Genomic DNA, 18082 nt, shown 5'->3' with positions numbered 1-18082 from the left:
CATCCCTCCTCAGGCAGCTTCGCCGATTACGTCGGCATAACCATTTTCTTCAAGATGAAGTGCAAGGTTCTTGTCGCCCGACTTGATGACCTGTCCCTTGTAAAGAACATGAACGCTGTCCGGCACGATATATTCGAGCAGGCGCTGATAGTGTGTGATTACGATCACCGCACGGTCAGGCGAACGGAGTGCATTCACACCATCCGAAACGATCTTCAGAGCGTCGATATCAAGGCCGGAATCGGTTTCGTCGAGTACGCAGAGGCTTGGCTCAAGAAGCTGCATCTGCAGGATTTCTGCGCGCTTCTTTTCACCACCCGAGAATCCGACATTCAGCGGACGCTTGAGCATATTCATGTCGATGTTGAGACCACCGGCAACGTCTTTGACGCGCTTGATGAACTCAGGGATTTTGAGCTCAGCTTCGCCACGCGCCTTGCGCTGGCTGTTCATCGCAACCTTGAGGAATTCCATCGTGGCAACGCCTGGAATTTCCATTGGGTACTGGAACGCAAGGAAGATACCCTTGGCAGCGCGTTCGGCTGGGTCCAGTTCAAGGATCGACTCGCCGTTGTAGAGAATGTCGCCTTCGGTGACTTCATAATCATTGCGACCGGCGAGAATATAGGACAGCGTCGACTTGCCGGAGCCGTTCGGCCCCATGATGGCGGCGACTTCACCCTTGTTCACGGTGAGGTTCAGACCACGGATGATTTCGGTATCCGTGTCAGCGATCTTTGCATGAAGGTTCTTGATCTCAAGCATGGGTATAAACCTTGTCTCTCAACGCAGCCTTTCAAGAGGGCTGCTTATGCCAGTTAAAGGGCTGGCCAGAAAATCGGATGCGGGAAGGCAGTCAGAGAGCGTCGGGTTAACCGACGCTGCCCTCAAGCGAAATGCCAATCAGCTTCTGCGCCTCAACGGCGAATTCCATTGGCAGTTCCTGAATAACTTCCTTCACAAAACCATTGACGATGAGGGCGATTGCCTCCTCTTCCGGAATGCCGCGCTGCATGACGTAGAACAGCTGGTCTTCGGAAATTTTGGAGGTGGTTGCCTCGTGCTCAAACTGTGCAGTGGCGTTTTTCGCCTCGATATAGGGCACAGTGTGCGCGCCGCAATCGTTGCCGATCAAAAGCGAGTCGCACTGGGTGAAGTTGCGGGCGTTTTCAGCTTTGCGATGCGCTGAAACCTGTCCGCGATAGGTATTGTTGGAATTACCGGCAGAAATACCCTTGGAGATGATGCGGCTCGACGTGTTCTTGCCGAGATGGATCATCTTGGTGCCGCTGTCGATCTGCTGATATCCGTTGGATACGGCAATCGAGTAGAACTCACCGCGTGAATCGTCGCCGCGCAGGATACAGGAAGGATATTTCCATGTAATCGCCGAGCCGGTTTCAACCTGCGTCCAAGAAATCTTCGAGCGGTCGCCACGGCAATCGCCACGTTTGGTAACGAAGTTATAGATGCCGCCCTTGCCGCTGCTATCACCCGGATACCAGTTCTGAACGGTCGAGTATTTGATCTCCGCATCATCAAGCGCGATCAATTCAACGACTGCTGCGTGAAGCTGATTTTCATCGCGCTGTGGTGCTGTGCAACCTTCGAGATAGGAGACGTAAGCGCCTTCTTCAGCGATGATCAGGGTGCGTTCGAACTGGCCCGTATTCTTTTCGTTGATACGGAAATAGGTCGAAAGCTCCATCGGGCAGCGGACGCCCTTGGGCACGTAAACAAACGAACCATCGGTAAAGACAGCCGAATTCAGCGTCGCATAATAGTTATCCGAAACAGGAACGACAGAAGCAAGATACTTCTGAACCAGTTCAGGATGCTCGCGGATGGCTTCGGAGATCGAACAGAAGATCACGCCAGCCTTGGCAAGTTCTGCCTTGAACGTCGTGACAACCGAAACACTGTCGAACACGGCATCAACAGCCACGCGGCCCGATGCATAGACGTTATCGGATGGGTTGCCGTCGATTTCGCTCGGATCGCCCTGTTTGCGCACGCCAGCAAGGATTTCCTGCTCGCGCAGAGGAATACCAAGCTTTTCGTAAGTGCGAAGCAATTCCGGGTCGACTTCATCAAGCGACTTCGGGCCAGATTGATTCTTCGGCGCCGCATAATAATAGACGTCCTGGAAGTCGATCTTGGGATACTCGACGCGTGCCCATGTTGGCTCTTCCATGGTGAGCCAGCGTTCATAGGCCTTCAGACGCCACTCAAGCATCCATTCCGGCTCGTCTTTCTTGGCGGAAATGAAGCGAATGATATCTTCATTAAGCCCCTTTGGGGCCTTCTCAGATTCGATTGTCGTTTCGAAGCCGTACTTATACTGGTCCACGTCCAAGCCGCGAACCTGATCAATGGTCTCCTGCACTGCAGGCATTGGCGTTCTCCATCCTCGTCAGATTCAAGGTCCGACAGTTGCAAACGTCAGGGCGATGATAGTCGCTATCCTCGCCACAATATAGTGTGCGTGATGCTTCTTTAAAACCTCTCTAAACTAAATTTCAAGCCCAGCTTTAAATTTGCCCGTAAAATTCAAGAATAATTTACGAGGTTAGGCCCGATTGGGCGTTTAACTGGCCTTTGAGCGCTCGTGACGAGCAACGATTTTGCGCAAAACATCGAGAAACTGATCAATAGATTCTATCGAAGCATCTGCTTCAAGCGAAACACGGATCGCGCCCGGACCATCTTCATGCCCCATAGCAGCCAGAACGTGGCTTGGACCAACCTTGCCGGAAGAACACGCCGATCCAGCGGACAGCGCTATTCCGCCGAGATCAAACGCGATCTGAACTGTTTCTGCCTTTTGTCCATCAAGCGTAAAGAAGGTCGTGTTCGGTAGGCGTTCAACAGTATTGCCATGGATTGTAGCGCCAGGCGCAATTTCCATAAGCCCGGCTTCAAGCCTGTCTCGCACTTCCGCCGACCAACCATTGCCATTCAAGCGTGCTGCAGCAACATCTGCTGCCGCACCAAAACCTGCAATAAGAGGCAAAGCTTCGGTACCTGCACGGTGCCCCTTTTCCTGACCGCCACCGCGAACGAGCGCTTTCGGCATCATGAGATCAGAAATTGCAATAACAGCACCAACACCTTTCGGGCCACCGATCTTGTGCGAGGATATTATCAGGTAATCCCCGCAATTATCTGTAATGTCTAATTTAATGCGGCCAACGGCCTGCACAGCATCAACCACGAAAATTCCGCCTGCGGCTTTGACCAGCGCCGCAATTTCACGGACAGGCTGAATAACGCCGGTCTCGTTATTTGCGGCTTGAACCGCAACGAGTGGCAAGCCGGCACTCTTGTCATGCGCTTCCAATGCCTGTTGCAGTGCGTCCAGCTTCAAGATACCATTTTCATCCACGGCAAGTATGGTGATGTTTTCAGGTGGAAATTGTCCACCAGCCAGCATGCATGGGTGCTCGGTCGCGCTCACATAAAGATGCGACAGACGCACAGGCGCACGACCCATCATGTAATTGGGCGTGAGCAACGTTGACGCGGCCTCTGTGGCGCCTGACGTGAAGAAAACATGATCAGACTTTGCACTGACCAGCGTTGCAACACTGCGGCGCGCAGCTTCAACAAGTCCACGTGCCGCTCTGCCTTCACGATGCACCGATGACGGATTACCCAGAATGCCCAATGCCTCGATGACCGCATTGCGCGCCTCATCAAGCAAAGGCGCACTGGCATTATAGTCCAGATAGAGCCTCTTGCCGGTTCCGATCACCGATACTATCTCCTAAGCAACATCTTAAAGTGGCTCAGCACGCTATTCGCACGCAGTTCGCGCGCAATTTTCTTGAATTTTCAATCAGGAAAAGCCTATTAAGCCACATTAGGTACTGAACATTGGTTCAGACTAACGAAATTTCAAATCGGTTCTAGAAGCGGCGCACCCCCACGTCAAGTTCGCCACCCTGAAGCCGATCTTCCGATCACAAGCGGAGTACACATGCCTGAAGTCATTTTCAACGGTCCTGCCGGACGCCTCGAAGGCCGCTATCAGCCTTCCCGGGAAAAGAATGCACCTATCGCCCTGATCCTGCATCCGCATCCGCAGTTCGGCGGAACCATGAACAACAAGATCGTCTATGATCTGTTCTATATGTTCCAGCAGCGCGGCTTTACGACACTTCGCTTCAACTTCCGCGGTATCGGCCGCAGCCAAGGTGAGTTCGATCATGGCGCAGGCGAATTGTCGGATGCAGCAAGCGCACTCGACTGGGTGCAGGCTTTGCATCCCGATTCCAAGAATTGCTGGGTTGCTGGCTATTCATTCGGTTCGTGGATTGGCATGCAGCTTCTGATGCGTCGTCCGGAAATCGAAGGATTTATCTCGGTCGCACCGCAACCAAACACCTATGACTTCTCCTTCCTGGCGCCTTGCCCATCCTCTGGCCTGATCATCCATGGCGATCAGGACAAGGTCGCACCGCCAAAAGATGTTCAGGGATTGGTGGACAAGCTCAAGACGCAGAAGGGTATTACGATTACCCAAAACACACTTCCTGGCGCGAACCACTTCTTCACAGGCCAAAGCGACCTGCTTATTGAAGAATGCTCTGAATATCTGGACCGTCGCCTTGCTGGCGAATTGGTCGAAGTTCGCCCTAAGCGTCTGCGCTAATACTTTGAAAACAAAATCCGGCGAGTTGTCTCGCCGGATTTTTTATTTGTCTACTGAAGCCAAAACGCCACCTGAAACGGGCTTATCGCAGCCAGTTGTTGTGGGATAGGTCAATGGCAACCCTCGCAACGAACGCACGGCGAGATAGCCCCAGGCTTCTGCTTCCATCGCATCCCCGTCAAAACCCGCATTATCTGCATCCAGCACTCGTGCGCCTTGGCGTTCGGCAAGAGCGCTCAGCTCTGTCATGATCGCTCCATTCTTGCGTCCACCGCCACTCACGACATAAGTACGTGGCTGTGTCGGCAAATGAGATGCTGAACGCAAGATTGCAGCGGCGCTGACATAGGCCAGCGTGCGTGCGCCTGTCTCTACTGAGGCCTCGTCTTTGGCAGGCACAATAAAATCGCCACGATCCAGCGAGCGGCGATGATTCCCCTTGAAAAACTCATGATCGAGATATCGAGCGGCCAGAACGTCATCGACACTACCGCTCATTGCCGTAATGCCACCGGGATCAAAGCTGCCCTGCCCGTGCAACTCCATCCATTGATCAATCAGCATATTACCCGGTCCACTATCATAAGCGATTAGCACACCGCCTTCGTCCACATAGGTCAGATTGGAAATGCCACCAATATTGACGAAGACGACAGGCCCTTCGAGGCCAAATGGCAAGTTGGCTGCAAGTGCTGCATGATAGGCAGGAATCAATGGCGCACCTTCGCCACCATGACGCATATCTTCAGCGCGCATATCATAGACAACGGGAATACCTGTCTCGGCAGCCAAAAGTGGCCCATCGCCAATCTGAACAGTCAGCGCTTCCCGCGGTCGGTGCAGCACAGTCTGTCCATGGAAACCGATCACATCAATTTCTTCCGGCTGCAACGCAAATTCGTGCAGAAAGTCCTGAATGACAACGGCATGAAGCAATGTCTGGTCATGCTCGAGTTGCTTTAAGATGCCGGGACGCTCAATGCGATCAGTGATACTGCGCGCATCAACGAGAGCAGCCTTCAACCGCGCGCGAAATCCATCCGAATAAGACACGGCACTTGAAGGACCGCGCTCGACCCAGTTTTCGCCATCTGTTGTTATGAGAGCTATATCGATGCCGTCCATCGAAGTACCACTCATCAATCCAATAGCGCGTTTCAAATCGGCCATGCCGGAGTTTCCTTGTTATTCCCGATTGAATGATGTTAAAGGCAAAATATAACAAGGCAAAATATCATAATGCGGTAAGCACTTATTACTGCTCACATCAATCACGCCTTATCAGTCAGGAAAAGGACATGTCCGGTTTCAAATCCGATTTTCTTCGCACGCTTTCCGAGCGCGGCTTCATTCATCAAATGTCTGATGAAACGGGCCTCGACGAACTGTTGGTCAAGGAAACCGTGACGGCTTATATTGGCTTTGATCCAACAGCGCCAAGCTTGCACGCTGGCGGCCTGATCCAGATCATGATGCTGCATTGGCTGCAACAGACCGGACACAAGGCTGTAGCCCTTATGGGTGGCGGCACAGGTATGGTTGGCGATCCATCCTTCAAGGATGAAGCGCGCAAGCTGATGACCGAAGATACCATTGCCGAGAACATCGCTGGTATCAAACGCGTTTTTGCAAATTACCTGACCTTCGGCGATGGCCCCACCGACGCGCTGATGGTCAACAATGCCGACTGGCTGCGTAACATCAATTACCTCGAATTCCTGCGTGACGTGGGCCGCCATTTCTCGGTCAACCGCATGTTGTCGTTTGATTCGGTCAAGACGCGTCTTGATCGCGAGCAGTCGCTTTCATTCCTCGAATTCAACTACATGATCCTTCAGGCCTACGATTTTGTGGAGCTAAGCAAGCGTCATAATATTCGTTTGCAGATGGGCGGCTCGGATCAGTGGGGCAATATCATCAACGGTATCGATCTCGGTCACCGTATGGGAACGCCGCAGCTTTATGCCCTCACCTCGCCATTGCTTACCACAGCTTCCGGTCAGAAGATGGGCAAGTCACTGGGCGGTGCAATCTGGCTGAATGCCGATATGCTGAGCGCTTATGATTTCTGGCAGTACTGGCGTAACACTGAAGATGCGGACGTAGAACGCTTCCTCAAGCTCTACACAACGCTGCCAATGGATGAGATTGCAAAGCTGGCCGAGCTTGGTGGTTCTGAAATCAACGAAGCGAAGAAAATCCTCGCAACCGAGATTACTGCTATCCTCCACGGCCGTGATGCCGCTGAAGAAGCTGCGGAAACTGCGCGCAAAACGTTTGAAGAAGGTGAACTGTCGCAGAACCTCCCTACCGTTGGTGTACACAAGGCAACGCTTAATGATGGCATCGGTGTTCTGGCGTTGATGGTGCTCGCAGAACTCTGCGCCACCAATGGTGAAGCACGTCGCCATATTGAAGGCGGTGCGGTTCGCATCAATGATGAACCAGCTACCGATCCGCGCATGACTATCAATGCGTCTTCTCTCAACGAGCAGGGCGTGATCAAGGTATCCCTTGGCAAGAAGCGCCACGTGCTTATTCGTCCTGCGTGAGCCGTGTCTCATAACGCTAAAAGCCGGGCACAGCCCGGCTTTTTTATTGAGCTGATTTCCTCAGCCTCAGAATTCAAAGATCGAGCGGAAGATACCCGGAGCGATTATGGAAATCGGGTTCACGATAACCTGCGGCTGCTTTGCACTGCCTTCGAGCTTAAAGGTAATACCCAACAAACCTCGATCACGTCCATTGCCCAGCAGTGCGCCAAAGATCGGCACTTCGCCGAAAATGCGGTTCACGCCATAGGCTGGCATGAAGGTGCCGGTGATCGACATATTGCCACGCGGATCATACAGAGTACCCTGAAAAGTCGTGCCAACAGACGGTCCGCGCACGACACCCTTGGAAAGTTTGAGATAGCCTTCGCCCTTTTCGATAAGCGAAAATCCCCGTTCGATATCAACGCGTGACACGTCGATGTCGCGTTTGACCGCCTGATTGAGACTGGTGCCGCCGCTGCTAGGCGAGCTTGAAACAATCTTTGCCAGTCGCGGCTCATTGATGATCGCGAAATTACGCGCATCGATCTGGCCGCTTAAAGGACCATTGCCCTGCCCGGCAAGTCCCACGGTAATTTTGCCGCCACGCATTTTGTCATAGAAATCAAAGAAGCGCAGAACAGCACCCGCATCATTGGATTGCAGCGAAATTGACCGTGCATCGCCCTGATCGTTGTTGGTTGCAACGAAAGCCTGACCGGAAGTCGTGACAGCGTTCACCGACACGCCGGAAATCTTGCTTCCTGCATTCTCATACGAAACAGCCACATTGCGCAGCTTCTCGTCATTAAATCCGCTCACTTCATCAATCTGCGCACTGACAACCACGCGCGGGCTCTTGCCACCAGAGCCTCCACTCTTTTTCTGAATGTCCGATACCTGTTTGATGATCGAACGGGCGTCAAATTGAGATCCGCGTATCGTTACGCGATAGCCACCCGAGCTTTTGGTCGCCTTAACACTCAACCGATCAGAACGGGTAAGCCGTATGTCACTGAAATCGGCCGACTGAAAATCGCCTCCAGCAATCGAGAGATTGCCTTTCGCCCCGAATGCATCGCCAGTCAGAACCAGATTGCGGATATCGAGTTTACCATCATTGCCGGTGCTTTTGATCAGATCGAATGTCGCTTTTGCAGGAACGCCGCTACCCTTGCGCCAGCTAAGCCACGGCAAATCCACCTGTGTCCTGTCCAGGTCTGCCGATACATGTCGCTTGCCGTTCTCTTCCATGCCGAGATCAACGGAAATCGGACCAGAGAACAAATCTTTCAAGCCGGGCAGCAATTTATTGCGTGAGCTGTCATCAAGCTCAAGCTTGATCTTCTGTTCGCGTTTCGTCGGCCCTGAACGATCGACAGGCTCAGTCATTGATATCTTTGCAGGAACGCCGTCAAGTTTTGCGTCTGCGGTAATAAAAGCCGCTGTCTGATCGACTTTAATACTGCCATCGGCATTGCTCACCATGGAGCCGCCCACAGGCTTCGAGATAGCGAGGTTGGAGAACCCAATATCGGCATTCCAAGTCAGCGTTCCGGGTGGTGCATCTTTGGAAACGGCGAAACCGACTTTCACGCGCGCCTTAACATCTCCTGTCGCGTCTTCAGGCTTGAAAGGCACGTTCTTCAATACATCGATGGGCTTCTTGCCCGCAATTTCCGCGATCGCTGCGGCGTCGCCTGAAACGAGCAAATCAAGGTCAGCGATAACTGGTCGCTGCGGGCCCCAGGGGATAATCAACGTTCCGTCTGAAACAGACGCCTTGCGATTATCCGGCGTGTATGCAACGCTATTTGCCAATTTGATTGTTGTATGCGCACCCCGCACCGAAATACTGCCAGCAACGTCGCGGACAGGAGGCAGTTCGCCAATCACATCAAACCGCGTGTCGGAAACATTGAAATCGGCCTTGATTTCCTCACCCGTCAACGGCGGCGGCAGACCGGGACCATTGAAGCGTCCGCCTGCCAGAGAAATATCAATGCGGCTATCCTTCAATGTGCCGCCAAAGAGGTTCTTCAGAACCCACTCACGCGCGCCATCAGCCACATCGATTGGCCAAAGATGTTTTGCGTCCGCGACTGCCATTTTTGGAATGCGCAGCATGAAAATCATTTCAGGCGAGCCGCTGCCAAAGCCCATGCTTCCCTGGCCGTATAGTTCGCCCGTATTGGTTTGGACATCAAGATTGGAGAACTGGAGCCGTTGTTGATTGGCCAGGAAGCGACCGGCGATTTTCACGCCGAAAGCCAATTCCGGATCTGTTGATTCCGCTGGCATGCTGGTGGCAGAACTCGTCAGCACTTCAAAGCGATAGCTTGGGCCACCAGTATTGTTTTCAGCGTCCGGTTCCGGTCCGAAAGCACCGTTAAACTCCGCGTTCATTCCGCCTAACCGAATGCGGGAGGGTTTGACTTCTATCTTGCCGCTGCCGCTCGAATGTTCAATGCGAAGCAAAGCGCTACCGCGAACATCTGTGACTCGCCCAATCTCCATATCAATGCCATCAACAGCCAATTCGGCTGTGATCCGCTCCGGATTTTCACCATTGGCGGCTCTACCCGATATAGCAAGGCTGGCTTTACCGTTCAGATCGAAATGCGCGGGATTAACGCGATTACCATCGATAACCGGCGCAACCTCTTCTGGCGATCTAAGGTCAATGGGCAAATTACTGACCTTGATTTGGAACGCATCCAGATCGTTTTCATGCCCTTTACGATCAATGCTGCCATCAACCGTGATCGTCTTGTTCTGCCAAATAACGCTACCCTGAACCGAAATCTTTCCAGAATTTTCGACCAAACGCAGCTTCTGCACCACTATGCTTTGCTGTGTGTCGCCAGTCTTGAAACAAATTGTTGTGTTCAGCAGTCCGATGGCTTGGGTGTTTTGATCGCGCAGCAATTCCAGATTGCGCCGCATAGTTGAGAACAGCTCTTCGGAAACCGCGTCAAAATCGATGTAGCCCCGCTTGTCATACGGGAGAGATTTCCAGAAACCGGCACCTTCCTGCTCAGGCAGATCGAAAGAAGCGCCGTCTACTTCAAGTTCAGCGACGCGGACTTTGCCTGTCAGCAGTGGCAAAGGCGCTAAACCAAGGCGTACAGACTTGATATTCTTGATTTCGATGCCTTGTTTCGGATCGACGATCGAAACATCCCTCGCCTCCATCGCAACAAGACTATTCTGATCGAGCGACAATCCGGCGCTGCCGATTGTGGCTGAGGCATCCTGGCCGAGAATTCCGCTCAAGCTTTTCTGGGCTTCATCACGCAAGAGATCGCTGTTCACGCCCCCGCGCAATACCACAAAACCCACACCACCAATCAGCACAAGAACGATGCACAAGGAAAGAAAAGCGTGGGAACACCACGACATAAACGAGCGCCGGGAGCGCATTGAAGGAAGCACAATGCCATCCGCGCCTTCGGCTGCGAGGCGTTCGATTCTCTTCAATTCACGCTTGCTAAAGCGGATTTTGCGCGGTTTATCTGTCAATATTCCAGCCGAACATCTAATTTCCTCAAATGGTCACCCTTACAAGGCGGATTACAAAAACTTGTTATCACTCTGCTTTTATTAAGCTTCTTCATTTCAGCACGACCGCTGATCAGCTTGATTGACATGTCATCGCTGCACGTCATCAAGTCAAACCGGGTGCGCTTGAGCAGTTGCACAAGCCCAGCCCGAATGCGATAGCTCGAAGTGTAACAGGCAGTTTCCCCGTTTATCCATAAAAGAAAGGCGCAGATATGGCTCGTCCCCAAGTTGGAGATCTGGCACCAGACTTCACTTTGCCATCGGATAGCGACACGATTACCTTGTCGTCACTCAAAGGCAAACCAGTCGTTCTTTATTTTTATCCAAAAGATGACACGTCTGGTTGCACTAAAGAAGCCATTGCCTTCTCTCAGCTGAAGCCAGAATTTGACAAAATTGGCGCTCGCGTGATCGGACTTTCACCCGACAGCGCAGAGAAGCATGCGAAGTTTCGCAAGAAACATGAACTAACTGTCGATCTGGCAGCCGATGAAGACAGAACGGCTCTCGAAGCATATGGTGTGTGGGTCGAAAAGAGCATGTATGGGCGCAAATATATGGGCGTGGAACGCGCGACCTTCCTGATCGATGTGGAAGGACGTATTGCGCACGTGTGGGAAAAAGTAAAAGTGGCAGGCCATGCGGAAGTCGTCCTTGAGGTCGCCCGCGCGCTCTGACCAGCCTGACAACTGAAACTACCGCAAGTTTTTCCCGTCCATTCCGTGGAAAATGCATACGACTAAAGCTTCGGAAAAGCTTTGTTAACCATGATAACATGCAATCGAATCAACGATCTGGAATGAGAAGACTGCGGCATGGTGCAGAAGTCGAAGGGGCTAAAGACGACAAGCCGCGATAAACATCTCACTGATGTTATCGCGTCTTCTACGCCTATCAAACGCCTCAGTTTCTTCACGATGCGTGCAAGCTTGGCCACATTAGGTGCAACGATCTTCACCGCAAGTCTTGGTGCTGGCGTCTATATAAACATGCATGACACCGCAGAAAGCCGAAAAGGTTTTAATGAGCCGGCCAGCAGGCTTGCATCCGTGCTGAAAAAGCCAGCTGTCATGCAGCCGCTACCCGAAAAGCCAACGGAATCAGTGCCTAACATTTCAGCTCAGCAGGAACTGTTGGTTCCCGGAGATGCGATCAGCATTCAGAGTGTAGACCCGATCATCACCGGTCCTCGCGCATATAAACCGCGCGCCGATGCAGGAGGCACTGCTTCAAAGGATTCGTGAACGGCAACCGTTCACAATATGGCTCTTTGACTCGGGTACAAAAAACCCGGCTCAAGGCCGGGTTTTTTTCAGAACACGTTCTCAAAAATATCAATCGATATCTTCAATGAGTTCAGCGCCGCCATGGATGCGGTGAGCAAGTGCTGCTTCCATGAATGGTGTTACAGCGCCATCAAGCACTTCCTGCGGATTGGTGCTTTCAACGCCGGTACGCAAGTCTTTTACAAGCTGATAAGGCTGTAAAACGTAAGAGCGTATCTGATGACCCCAACCGATCTCGGTTTTGTTGGCATTAGCCGCATCAGTCGCTTCTTCGCGCTTTTTCAGCTCATTTTCGTAAAGACGAGCGCGCAACATTGACCATGCTTTTTCACGGTTCTTGTGCTGCGAACGTTCTGCCTGACACTGCACTACAATGCCGGTTGCGATATGCGTGATACGCACAGCCGAATCCGTTGTATTGACGTGCTGGCCACCTGCACCCGAAGCGCGGTAGGTATCGATGCGTACATCGGCTTCAGTCACCTGCACATCAATGTTGTCATCGATAACAGGATAAACCCAGATACTCGCAAACGAAGTATGACGACGCGCGTTCGAATCGTAAGGCGAAATACGCACCAGACGATGAACGCCGGATTCCGTCTTTGCCATACCGTAGGAATTGTGACCTTTGATAAGAATCGATGCTGATTTGATGCCGGCTTCTTCGCCGTAATGCACTTCCATCACCTCAACCTTGCGCCCACTGCGTTCGGCCCAACGGGTATACATGCGCAGAAGCATGGATGCCCAATCCTGACTTTCCGTACCGCCTGCACCGGCATGCACTTCAAGGTAGGTATCGTTCGCATCCGCTTCACCGGAAAGCAACATATCGATTTGTCGGCTGTCGACTTCCTGCTTCAACTCGCGGATTGTGTTTTCCGCGTCAGCAATAATCGACTTGTCGCCTTCCTCTTCGCCCATGGCGATGAGTTCGACACTGTCATTGAGCGTCTGCTTCAGCGTGTTAATGCCGTTGATGCTGTCTTCCAGCTGCTGGCGCTCACGCATCAGCTTCTGCGCTTCCTGTGCATCATTCCATAGCGTTGGGTCTTCAGCTCTCTGATTCAGATAGCCCAGACGTTTTATTGCCTGATCCCAGTCAAAGATGCCTCCTCAGCAGGCTTATGGCCTGCTGGATTTCGTCAACCAACGTCTCGATTTCCGCGCGCATGGGCAAATCGTTCCTTCAATAAGTCATTCGAAAATGGAGAGAGAACAGAAACTCGCACTGCGAGCAATTTTGTTCCGAAGCGCATCGCATCAAAGCAAAGCGCTCTACCTCTACGCAAGAAGGCGTAAAAGCCTTTCAAGCGCCGCGGACCATAATTAGCACGCGACGCAGTGTAAAGAGGGATAGGTCAGTAAAGTCCGCCAGAACCCGAATTGATTGCGCGGGTCGCCTGTGGCGATTGTGGCTGAACTGGCGATCCTTCACGATACTGGTCCATACCGATAACGGAGTAAGTGTCGGACGGTCCGGTTCCGGGCTTGAACGCTTCCATAATGAGGTTCGGATCGCCCTTGTTGGTGCGCATACCCGTCTTGCGATTGATCGCAATCAGCGTCATGCCTTCCGGAACACGGAAATCGACCTTAGGAGTTCCAGCCAGGGCCTGGCCCATGAACTCTTTAAAGACAGGCGCTGCCAGACCACCACCTGTGCCACCGCGACCAAGCGGGGTCGGTGTGTCATAGCCCATGAAAACACCGACAACCAGATCAGGCGTGAAACCGACAAACCAAGCGTCTTTTTCGTCATTCGTCGTGCCGGTCTTACCAGCAAGCGGACGATCAAGGCTCTTAAGAAGCTGTGCTGTACCGCGCTGCACAACGCCTTCCATCATCGATGTAATCTGATAGGCGGTCATCGGATCGAGCACCTGATCGCGATTATCGATCAGAGTAGGCTCTTCCTGATTTGACCATTGCTGGGCGTTGCAGCCTTCACACTGACGCGCATCATGCTTGAAGACGGTCTTGCCGTAGCGATCCTGAATACGGTCGATCATCGAAGGTGTAATGCTCTGTCCGCCATTTGCGATGACGGAATAAGCCGTAACCATACGCAAGACAGTCGTTTCACCAGCACCAAGCGCCATAGACAGAACCGGCAGCATCTTGTCATAGATACCGAAACGCTCTGCATATTCCGCAACAGTTTTCATACCCATGTCCTGTGCAAGACGCACGGTCATGACGTTACGCGACTGTTCGATACCGTAACGAAGGGTCGAAGGACCTGAGAACTTGCCCGAATAGTTTTTCGGAGCCCATACGCCAAGCGCACCACCCTGATTAACTTCGAGCGGACCATCCAGAACAACGGAGGCTGGCGTGTAGCCATTATCGAGAGCAGCAGCATAGACGAACGGCTTGAACGACGATCCCGGCTGACGATAGGCCTGTGTTGCGCGGTTAAACTCAGATTCTCCAAAGGAGAAACCGCCAACCATCGACAGAACACGGCCAGTATGCGGGTCCATAGCAACAAGTGCACCCTGCAGCTTTGGCGGCTGCTGGAGACGGAAACGGGATTCGCCGTCGCCGATTTTTGAGACATAGACAATATCACCAGTATTCAGAACGCCTTCTGGAGATTTTGCACTGCCGCGCTTGCCACCAATATTGGTGACGCGCATTGCCCATTTCATGTCATCAGCAGCGATAAATGCGCGCGTACGCTCTTTGCTGCGCGAACCCGAACCTTCGACATCGGGCTGAAGACCAATGTCAGCGCCAGCTGCCGAAACGTTCAGGACAACAGCCAGCTGCCACTCAGGCACATCAGGATAGGCCTGCAAATCACCGAAAGCCGTGGCCCAGTCACTGCCAAGTTCAGCGTGCTTCAAAGGTCCGCGCCAGCCGCGTGCCTCGTCGTAACGAAGCAATGCTGTCTGCAGCGACTTGCGCGCTTCGACCTGCATGGTTGGATTGAGCGTCGTACGAACCGACAAGCCACCTTCATAAAGTGCATCAACGCCGTATTTCTGAATGATCTGGCGGCGCACTTCTTCGCTGAAATATTCGGATGCGAACAGGTAATGCGTTGCCGTACGCGTCTTCACACCAAGAGGTTCTTTCTTGGCTTCTTCAGCTTCCTGTGTGGTGATGTAGCCGTTTTCAGCCATACGATCGATGACCCAATTGCGGCGTTCAATCGCGCGATCTGGGAAACGGAACGGATGGTAATTGTTCGGACCTTTCGGGAGAGCAGCCAGATAAGCTGTTTCGGCAATGCTCAATTCGCCAACTGATTTGTCAAAATAGGTGAGCGCCGCGCTGGCAATACCATATGCGCCCAAGCCGAAGAAAATCTCGTTAAGGTAAAGCTCCAGAATGCGGTCCTTGGAATAGGCCTGCTCAATACGCATCGCAAGAATCGCTTCTTTGATCTTGCGGTCATATGTCTGGTTCGAGCTTAGAAGGAAGTTCTTTGCGACCTGCTGGGTAATCGTGGACGCGCCGACCGGGCGACGGCCAGAACCCATGTTTTTCACATTGGTCAGAACTGCACGAGCGAGGCCACCAAAATCGAGGCCATGATGCTCGTAGAAAGTCTTGTCTTCGGCGGAGATGAAAGCGGCCTTAACGCGATTTGGCACAGCCTGGATCGGCAGATACATGCGGCGTTCGCGCGCGAATTCCGCCATGAGGCTACCGTCCGATGCATGGACGCGCGTCATCACAGGAGGCTCGTATTTTGCGAGCACTTCGTAATCGGGCAGTTCCTTTGTGAGGCTTCCAATATAGATAGCAACAGCCCCGGCTACCAGAAGCGCCAGAACGGTTCCAATCCCGAAGAAATATCCGATAAGCCTTACCATAAATCCGGAATCCTGCCTTCAGATCATTCGCAAAATTAAGGGAGCAGTCAAAACAAGTGCCCGTCGATTAATGCCGCATGGCAACAGCTGGTTTAGTGACCATCAAATGCGTCAAAGGCAAGATCGTTTCCGTGTTTTTACCAATTTAACGCATGCAAACGCAGGGCAACGACAAAAATACGTGAAACTGTTGCAACCATGCATCTTATAAGCAGGGATAAATATGAAGCCCCACTAAACATTACATAATTCTACCCTTTTGACAAAGTGTCCGGGTGCTTTTGTGCTTCAAATGACTTTATCGCCCGAGCAATCCTATCAGCCAGCTTACGACGCCACTCAGGATTGCTGATCAGTTTCTCGTCTTCTGCATTGGAAAGATAGCCAATTTCAATCAGCACCGACGGCACATCGGGAGCTCGCAGAACCTGAAACCCGGCAAAGCGATGCGGGTTATTGATCAGGTTCACTTCCCCCTGAAGAGAACTGATAACCTTCTCGGCAAAGCTCAATGAAAATGTGTGTGTCTCGCGCCGGGTAAGGTCTAGCAGGATGTCAGCAACTTCCGGCAACTCTTCGGGAACAGCGCCGCCAACACTATCGGACTTGTTTTCGCGTTCAGCCATGGCGCGAGCGACAGAGTCAGATGCCTTGTCAGAAATGGTATAGACCGTTGCGCCACGGATATCGGTTTGATTGATGGTGTCGGCATGAATCGAAATGAAGAGATCGGCTTCTTGCTGACGCGCCAGACGCACACGCTCCGAAAGACGCAGGAAAGTGTCGTCGTCACGGGTCATCAACACCTTGATGTTCTTTTCCTTCGCCAGGCGATCACGCAACTCTTGCCCGAAAGCGAGGGTCAAATCTTTTTCTTTAATACCGCTTAGGCTTTCCGCACCACTGTCGATGCCGCCATGACCGGGATCGACCATCACAATAAACGGTCGCGCGCCGCCAGACTCCGATAAGAGAGCTGCATTCCCATTACCCTGTTTTCGTTCGGTTGATCCGGTGACATCGTGTTGCGATGCGAGCTTTGCAGCAAACTCTCGATCTGATGACGCGACAATATCCGCAACAAGGCGATAGCCCGGAGCGGTTTCGTTCTTGATTACTTGAATGTTTTCGACGCTGAACGGGCCACGCAGCGTTAGAATGAGGCGAGAACGGTGATTTCCGACGAGCCCATAACGCACATGAGAGACAAGCCCCCTCGCCGCCAAACTTTTCTCATCGAAACCGAAACGCGTTTCAGGAAGGTCAAAGACGAGACGATGCGGATTGCCGAACATGAGTGTCGAATATTCAGGCTCACGGTCGAACATGACGACGACGCGCATCCGCAGATCATCGCCTGCCATACGGTATGTCAGCGCCGAAAGTGGATCTTTACCACTATTGGCAGCCATGGCTGAACCGGCTTGAAAAAAACCGGCGCACATCATCACCAGCAGCACGAACATGTTTCGCACCACCAACATTTTTTGAGAACCGTTTTTATTACTCAGAGAATGCATCCGTAATCGCGATCTAAATATTATGGAATAATCTTGGATCAGACATTTAAGCCATAGCCTGTGATTGCGCGCATTTCATAAATCTATCCGTACAAAATTATGGTTAACGAAGGCTTTTCTCCCCGCGTTCCACGGCCTCGGCGGGTGGTTTTGACCTCTATAATCACCTTTCGGCAAAATTACGATGAAGGTGTCAACTGATATTCATACTTGTCATAGTTCAAACGACACCATAAAAGCTAAGGTAGGTTATGGAGTAGCTGTCAGAATCGTTTGCCGGTTTTTAAAACGGAGCGCGAGGAAAGATAGCAAAAACAGTGGCGTATTGAGTTCGCCACCCAATAACCCGCACAGAATTCAACGGAATACGGCTCCCCTGCCGCCTCCGTTTTTTAATCGGCCGACTGCGCATTGATACGCGCTGTCGCCAGCGCTCTGAAAGAGCAAAGAGGTCGGCCCGGCTTTTTCGGGTCATATATGAGGTCGTTTCGTTCGGAACAGCTATGGGTCAAGCAAGACTGACCATTGCAAGCCTGAAGACCGTGATCGCCACGAGGCCATCGCGCGTAAGGACAGCAGCTTTTATTCCGACGAACCCAATATCATTCGGCAGATGCATCCCAGCCAGGACGACAGCCTTCAGGGTTTCGTCCGGCGCACGCGGCTTGCGTCCTAGCGCCGGCAGGAAAGACAC

At 52.3% G+C, this 18082-nt stretch carries 13 protein-coding genes; 4 read left to right on the top strand and 9 right to left on the bottom strand.

All coding sequences use genetic code 11. From position 1 onward, the window contains the following. Positions 1–9: 9 nt before the first annotated feature. The 3 genes from sufC to CES85_RS14045 form a co-directional block, all read right to left on the bottom strand. A complete protein-coding gene (gene sufC / locus CES85_RS14055; RefSeq protein ID WP_095446537.1) occupies positions 10–765 on the bottom strand; it encodes a Fe-S cluster assembly ATPase SufC in 756 nt (251 codons plus the stop codon). 106 nt (positions 766–871) lie between these two features. Further along, entirely contained in the window at positions 872–2395 is a 1524-nt protein-coding gene (gene sufB / locus CES85_RS14050; protein ID WP_095446536.1) for a Fe-S cluster assembly protein SufB, read from the bottom strand. Between the two features lie 192 nt (positions 2396–2587). Further along, entirely contained in the window at positions 2588–3754 is a 1167-nt protein-coding gene (locus tag CES85_RS14045; protein ID WP_095446535.1) for a cysteine desulfurase family protein, read from the bottom strand. A 225-nt stretch (positions 3755–3979) separates the two neighbouring features. Here CES85_RS14045 and CES85_RS14040 point away from each other — a divergent pair, with 225 nt between their 5' ends. Beyond that, positions 3980–4654 (top strand): alpha/beta hydrolase, encoded by a 675-nt coding sequence (locus CES85_RS14040; RefSeq protein ID WP_095446534.1) that lies wholly within the window; start codon positions 3980–3982, stop codon positions 4652–4654. Between the two features lie 42 nt (positions 4655–4696). Here CES85_RS14040 and CES85_RS14035 read toward each other — a convergent pair whose 3' ends face one another. After that, on the bottom strand, positions 4697–5824 hold the full coding sequence (locus CES85_RS14035; RefSeq protein WP_095446533.1) for an anhydro-N-acetylmuramic acid kinase: 1128 nt from the start codon (positions 5822–5824) through the stop codon (positions 4697–4699). A 128-nt stretch (positions 5825–5952) separates the two neighbouring features. Between CES85_RS14035 and tyrS the strand changes: the two genes are divergently transcribed. Continuing rightward, positions 5953–7206 carry a tyrosine--tRNA ligase gene (tyrS, locus tag CES85_RS14030; protein WP_095446532.1) on the top strand — a complete coding sequence of 418 codons (1254 nt, stop codon included), beginning with the start codon at positions 5953–5955 and terminating at the stop codon, positions 7204–7206. A gap of 66 nt (positions 7207–7272) precedes the next feature. Here the strand turns inward: tyrS and CES85_RS14025 are convergent, their stop codons facing one another. Further along, positions 7273–10668: an AsmA family protein gene (locus CES85_RS14025; RefSeq protein WP_095447887.1), complete on the bottom strand. Its 3396-nt coding sequence runs from the start codon at positions 10666–10668 to the stop codon at positions 7273–7275. A gap of 296 nt (positions 10669–10964) precedes the next feature. Here CES85_RS14025 and bcp point away from each other — a divergent pair, with 296 nt between their 5' ends. Beyond that, positions 10965–11429 carry a thioredoxin-dependent thiol peroxidase gene (bcp, locus tag CES85_RS14020; RefSeq protein WP_095446531.1) on the top strand — a complete coding sequence of 155 codons (465 nt, stop codon included), beginning with the start codon at positions 10965–10967 and terminating at the stop codon, positions 11427–11429. A gap of 138 nt (positions 11430–11567) precedes the next feature. After that, entirely contained in the window at positions 11568–11996 is a 429-nt protein-coding gene (locus CES85_RS14015) for a hypothetical protein (RefSeq protein ID WP_095446530.1), read from the top strand. A gap of 90 nt (positions 11997–12086) precedes the next feature. On the opposite strand, the gene prfB is transcribed toward CES85_RS14015, so the two are convergent. The 4 genes from prfB to CES85_RS13995 all read right to left on the bottom strand — a co-directional run bounded on the left by prfB (position 12087) and on the right by CES85_RS13995 (position 18082). Then, a protein-coding gene (gene prfB / locus CES85_RS14010; RefSeq protein WP_151095458.1) for a peptide chain release factor 2 occupies positions 12087–13215 on the bottom strand; the annotation gives its coding sequence in 2 pieces (ribosomal slippage) (positions 12087–13145 and positions 13147–13215; 1128 coding nt in all). Positions 13216–13402: 187 nt separating this feature from the next. Further along, complete coding sequence (locus tag CES85_RS14005; RefSeq protein ID WP_095446528.1) at positions 13403–15868, bottom strand: penicillin-binding protein 1A; 2466 nt, start codon at positions 15866–15868, stop codon at positions 13403–13405. Between the two features lie 251 nt (positions 15869–16119). Next, positions 16120–17334, bottom strand: a complete 1215-nt coding sequence (locus CES85_RS14000; protein ID WP_095447886.1) for an N-acetylmuramoyl-L-alanine amidase — start codon at positions 17332–17334, stop codon at positions 16120–16122. Between the two features lie 562 nt (positions 17335–17896). Next, positions 17897–18082, bottom strand: a complete 186-nt coding sequence (locus CES85_RS13995; protein WP_094577142.1) for a hypothetical protein — start codon at positions 18080–18082, stop codon at positions 17897–17899.

Origin of the sequence: Ochrobactrum quorumnocens (assembly GCF_002278035.1) — a bacterium.
Lineage (GTDB): Bacteria > Pseudomonadota > Alphaproteobacteria > Rhizobiales > Rhizobiaceae > Brucella > Brucella quorumnocens.
The sequence above is the reverse complement of the archived record's forward strand: the minus strand, read 5'-3'. Positions and strand labels throughout refer to the sequence as shown.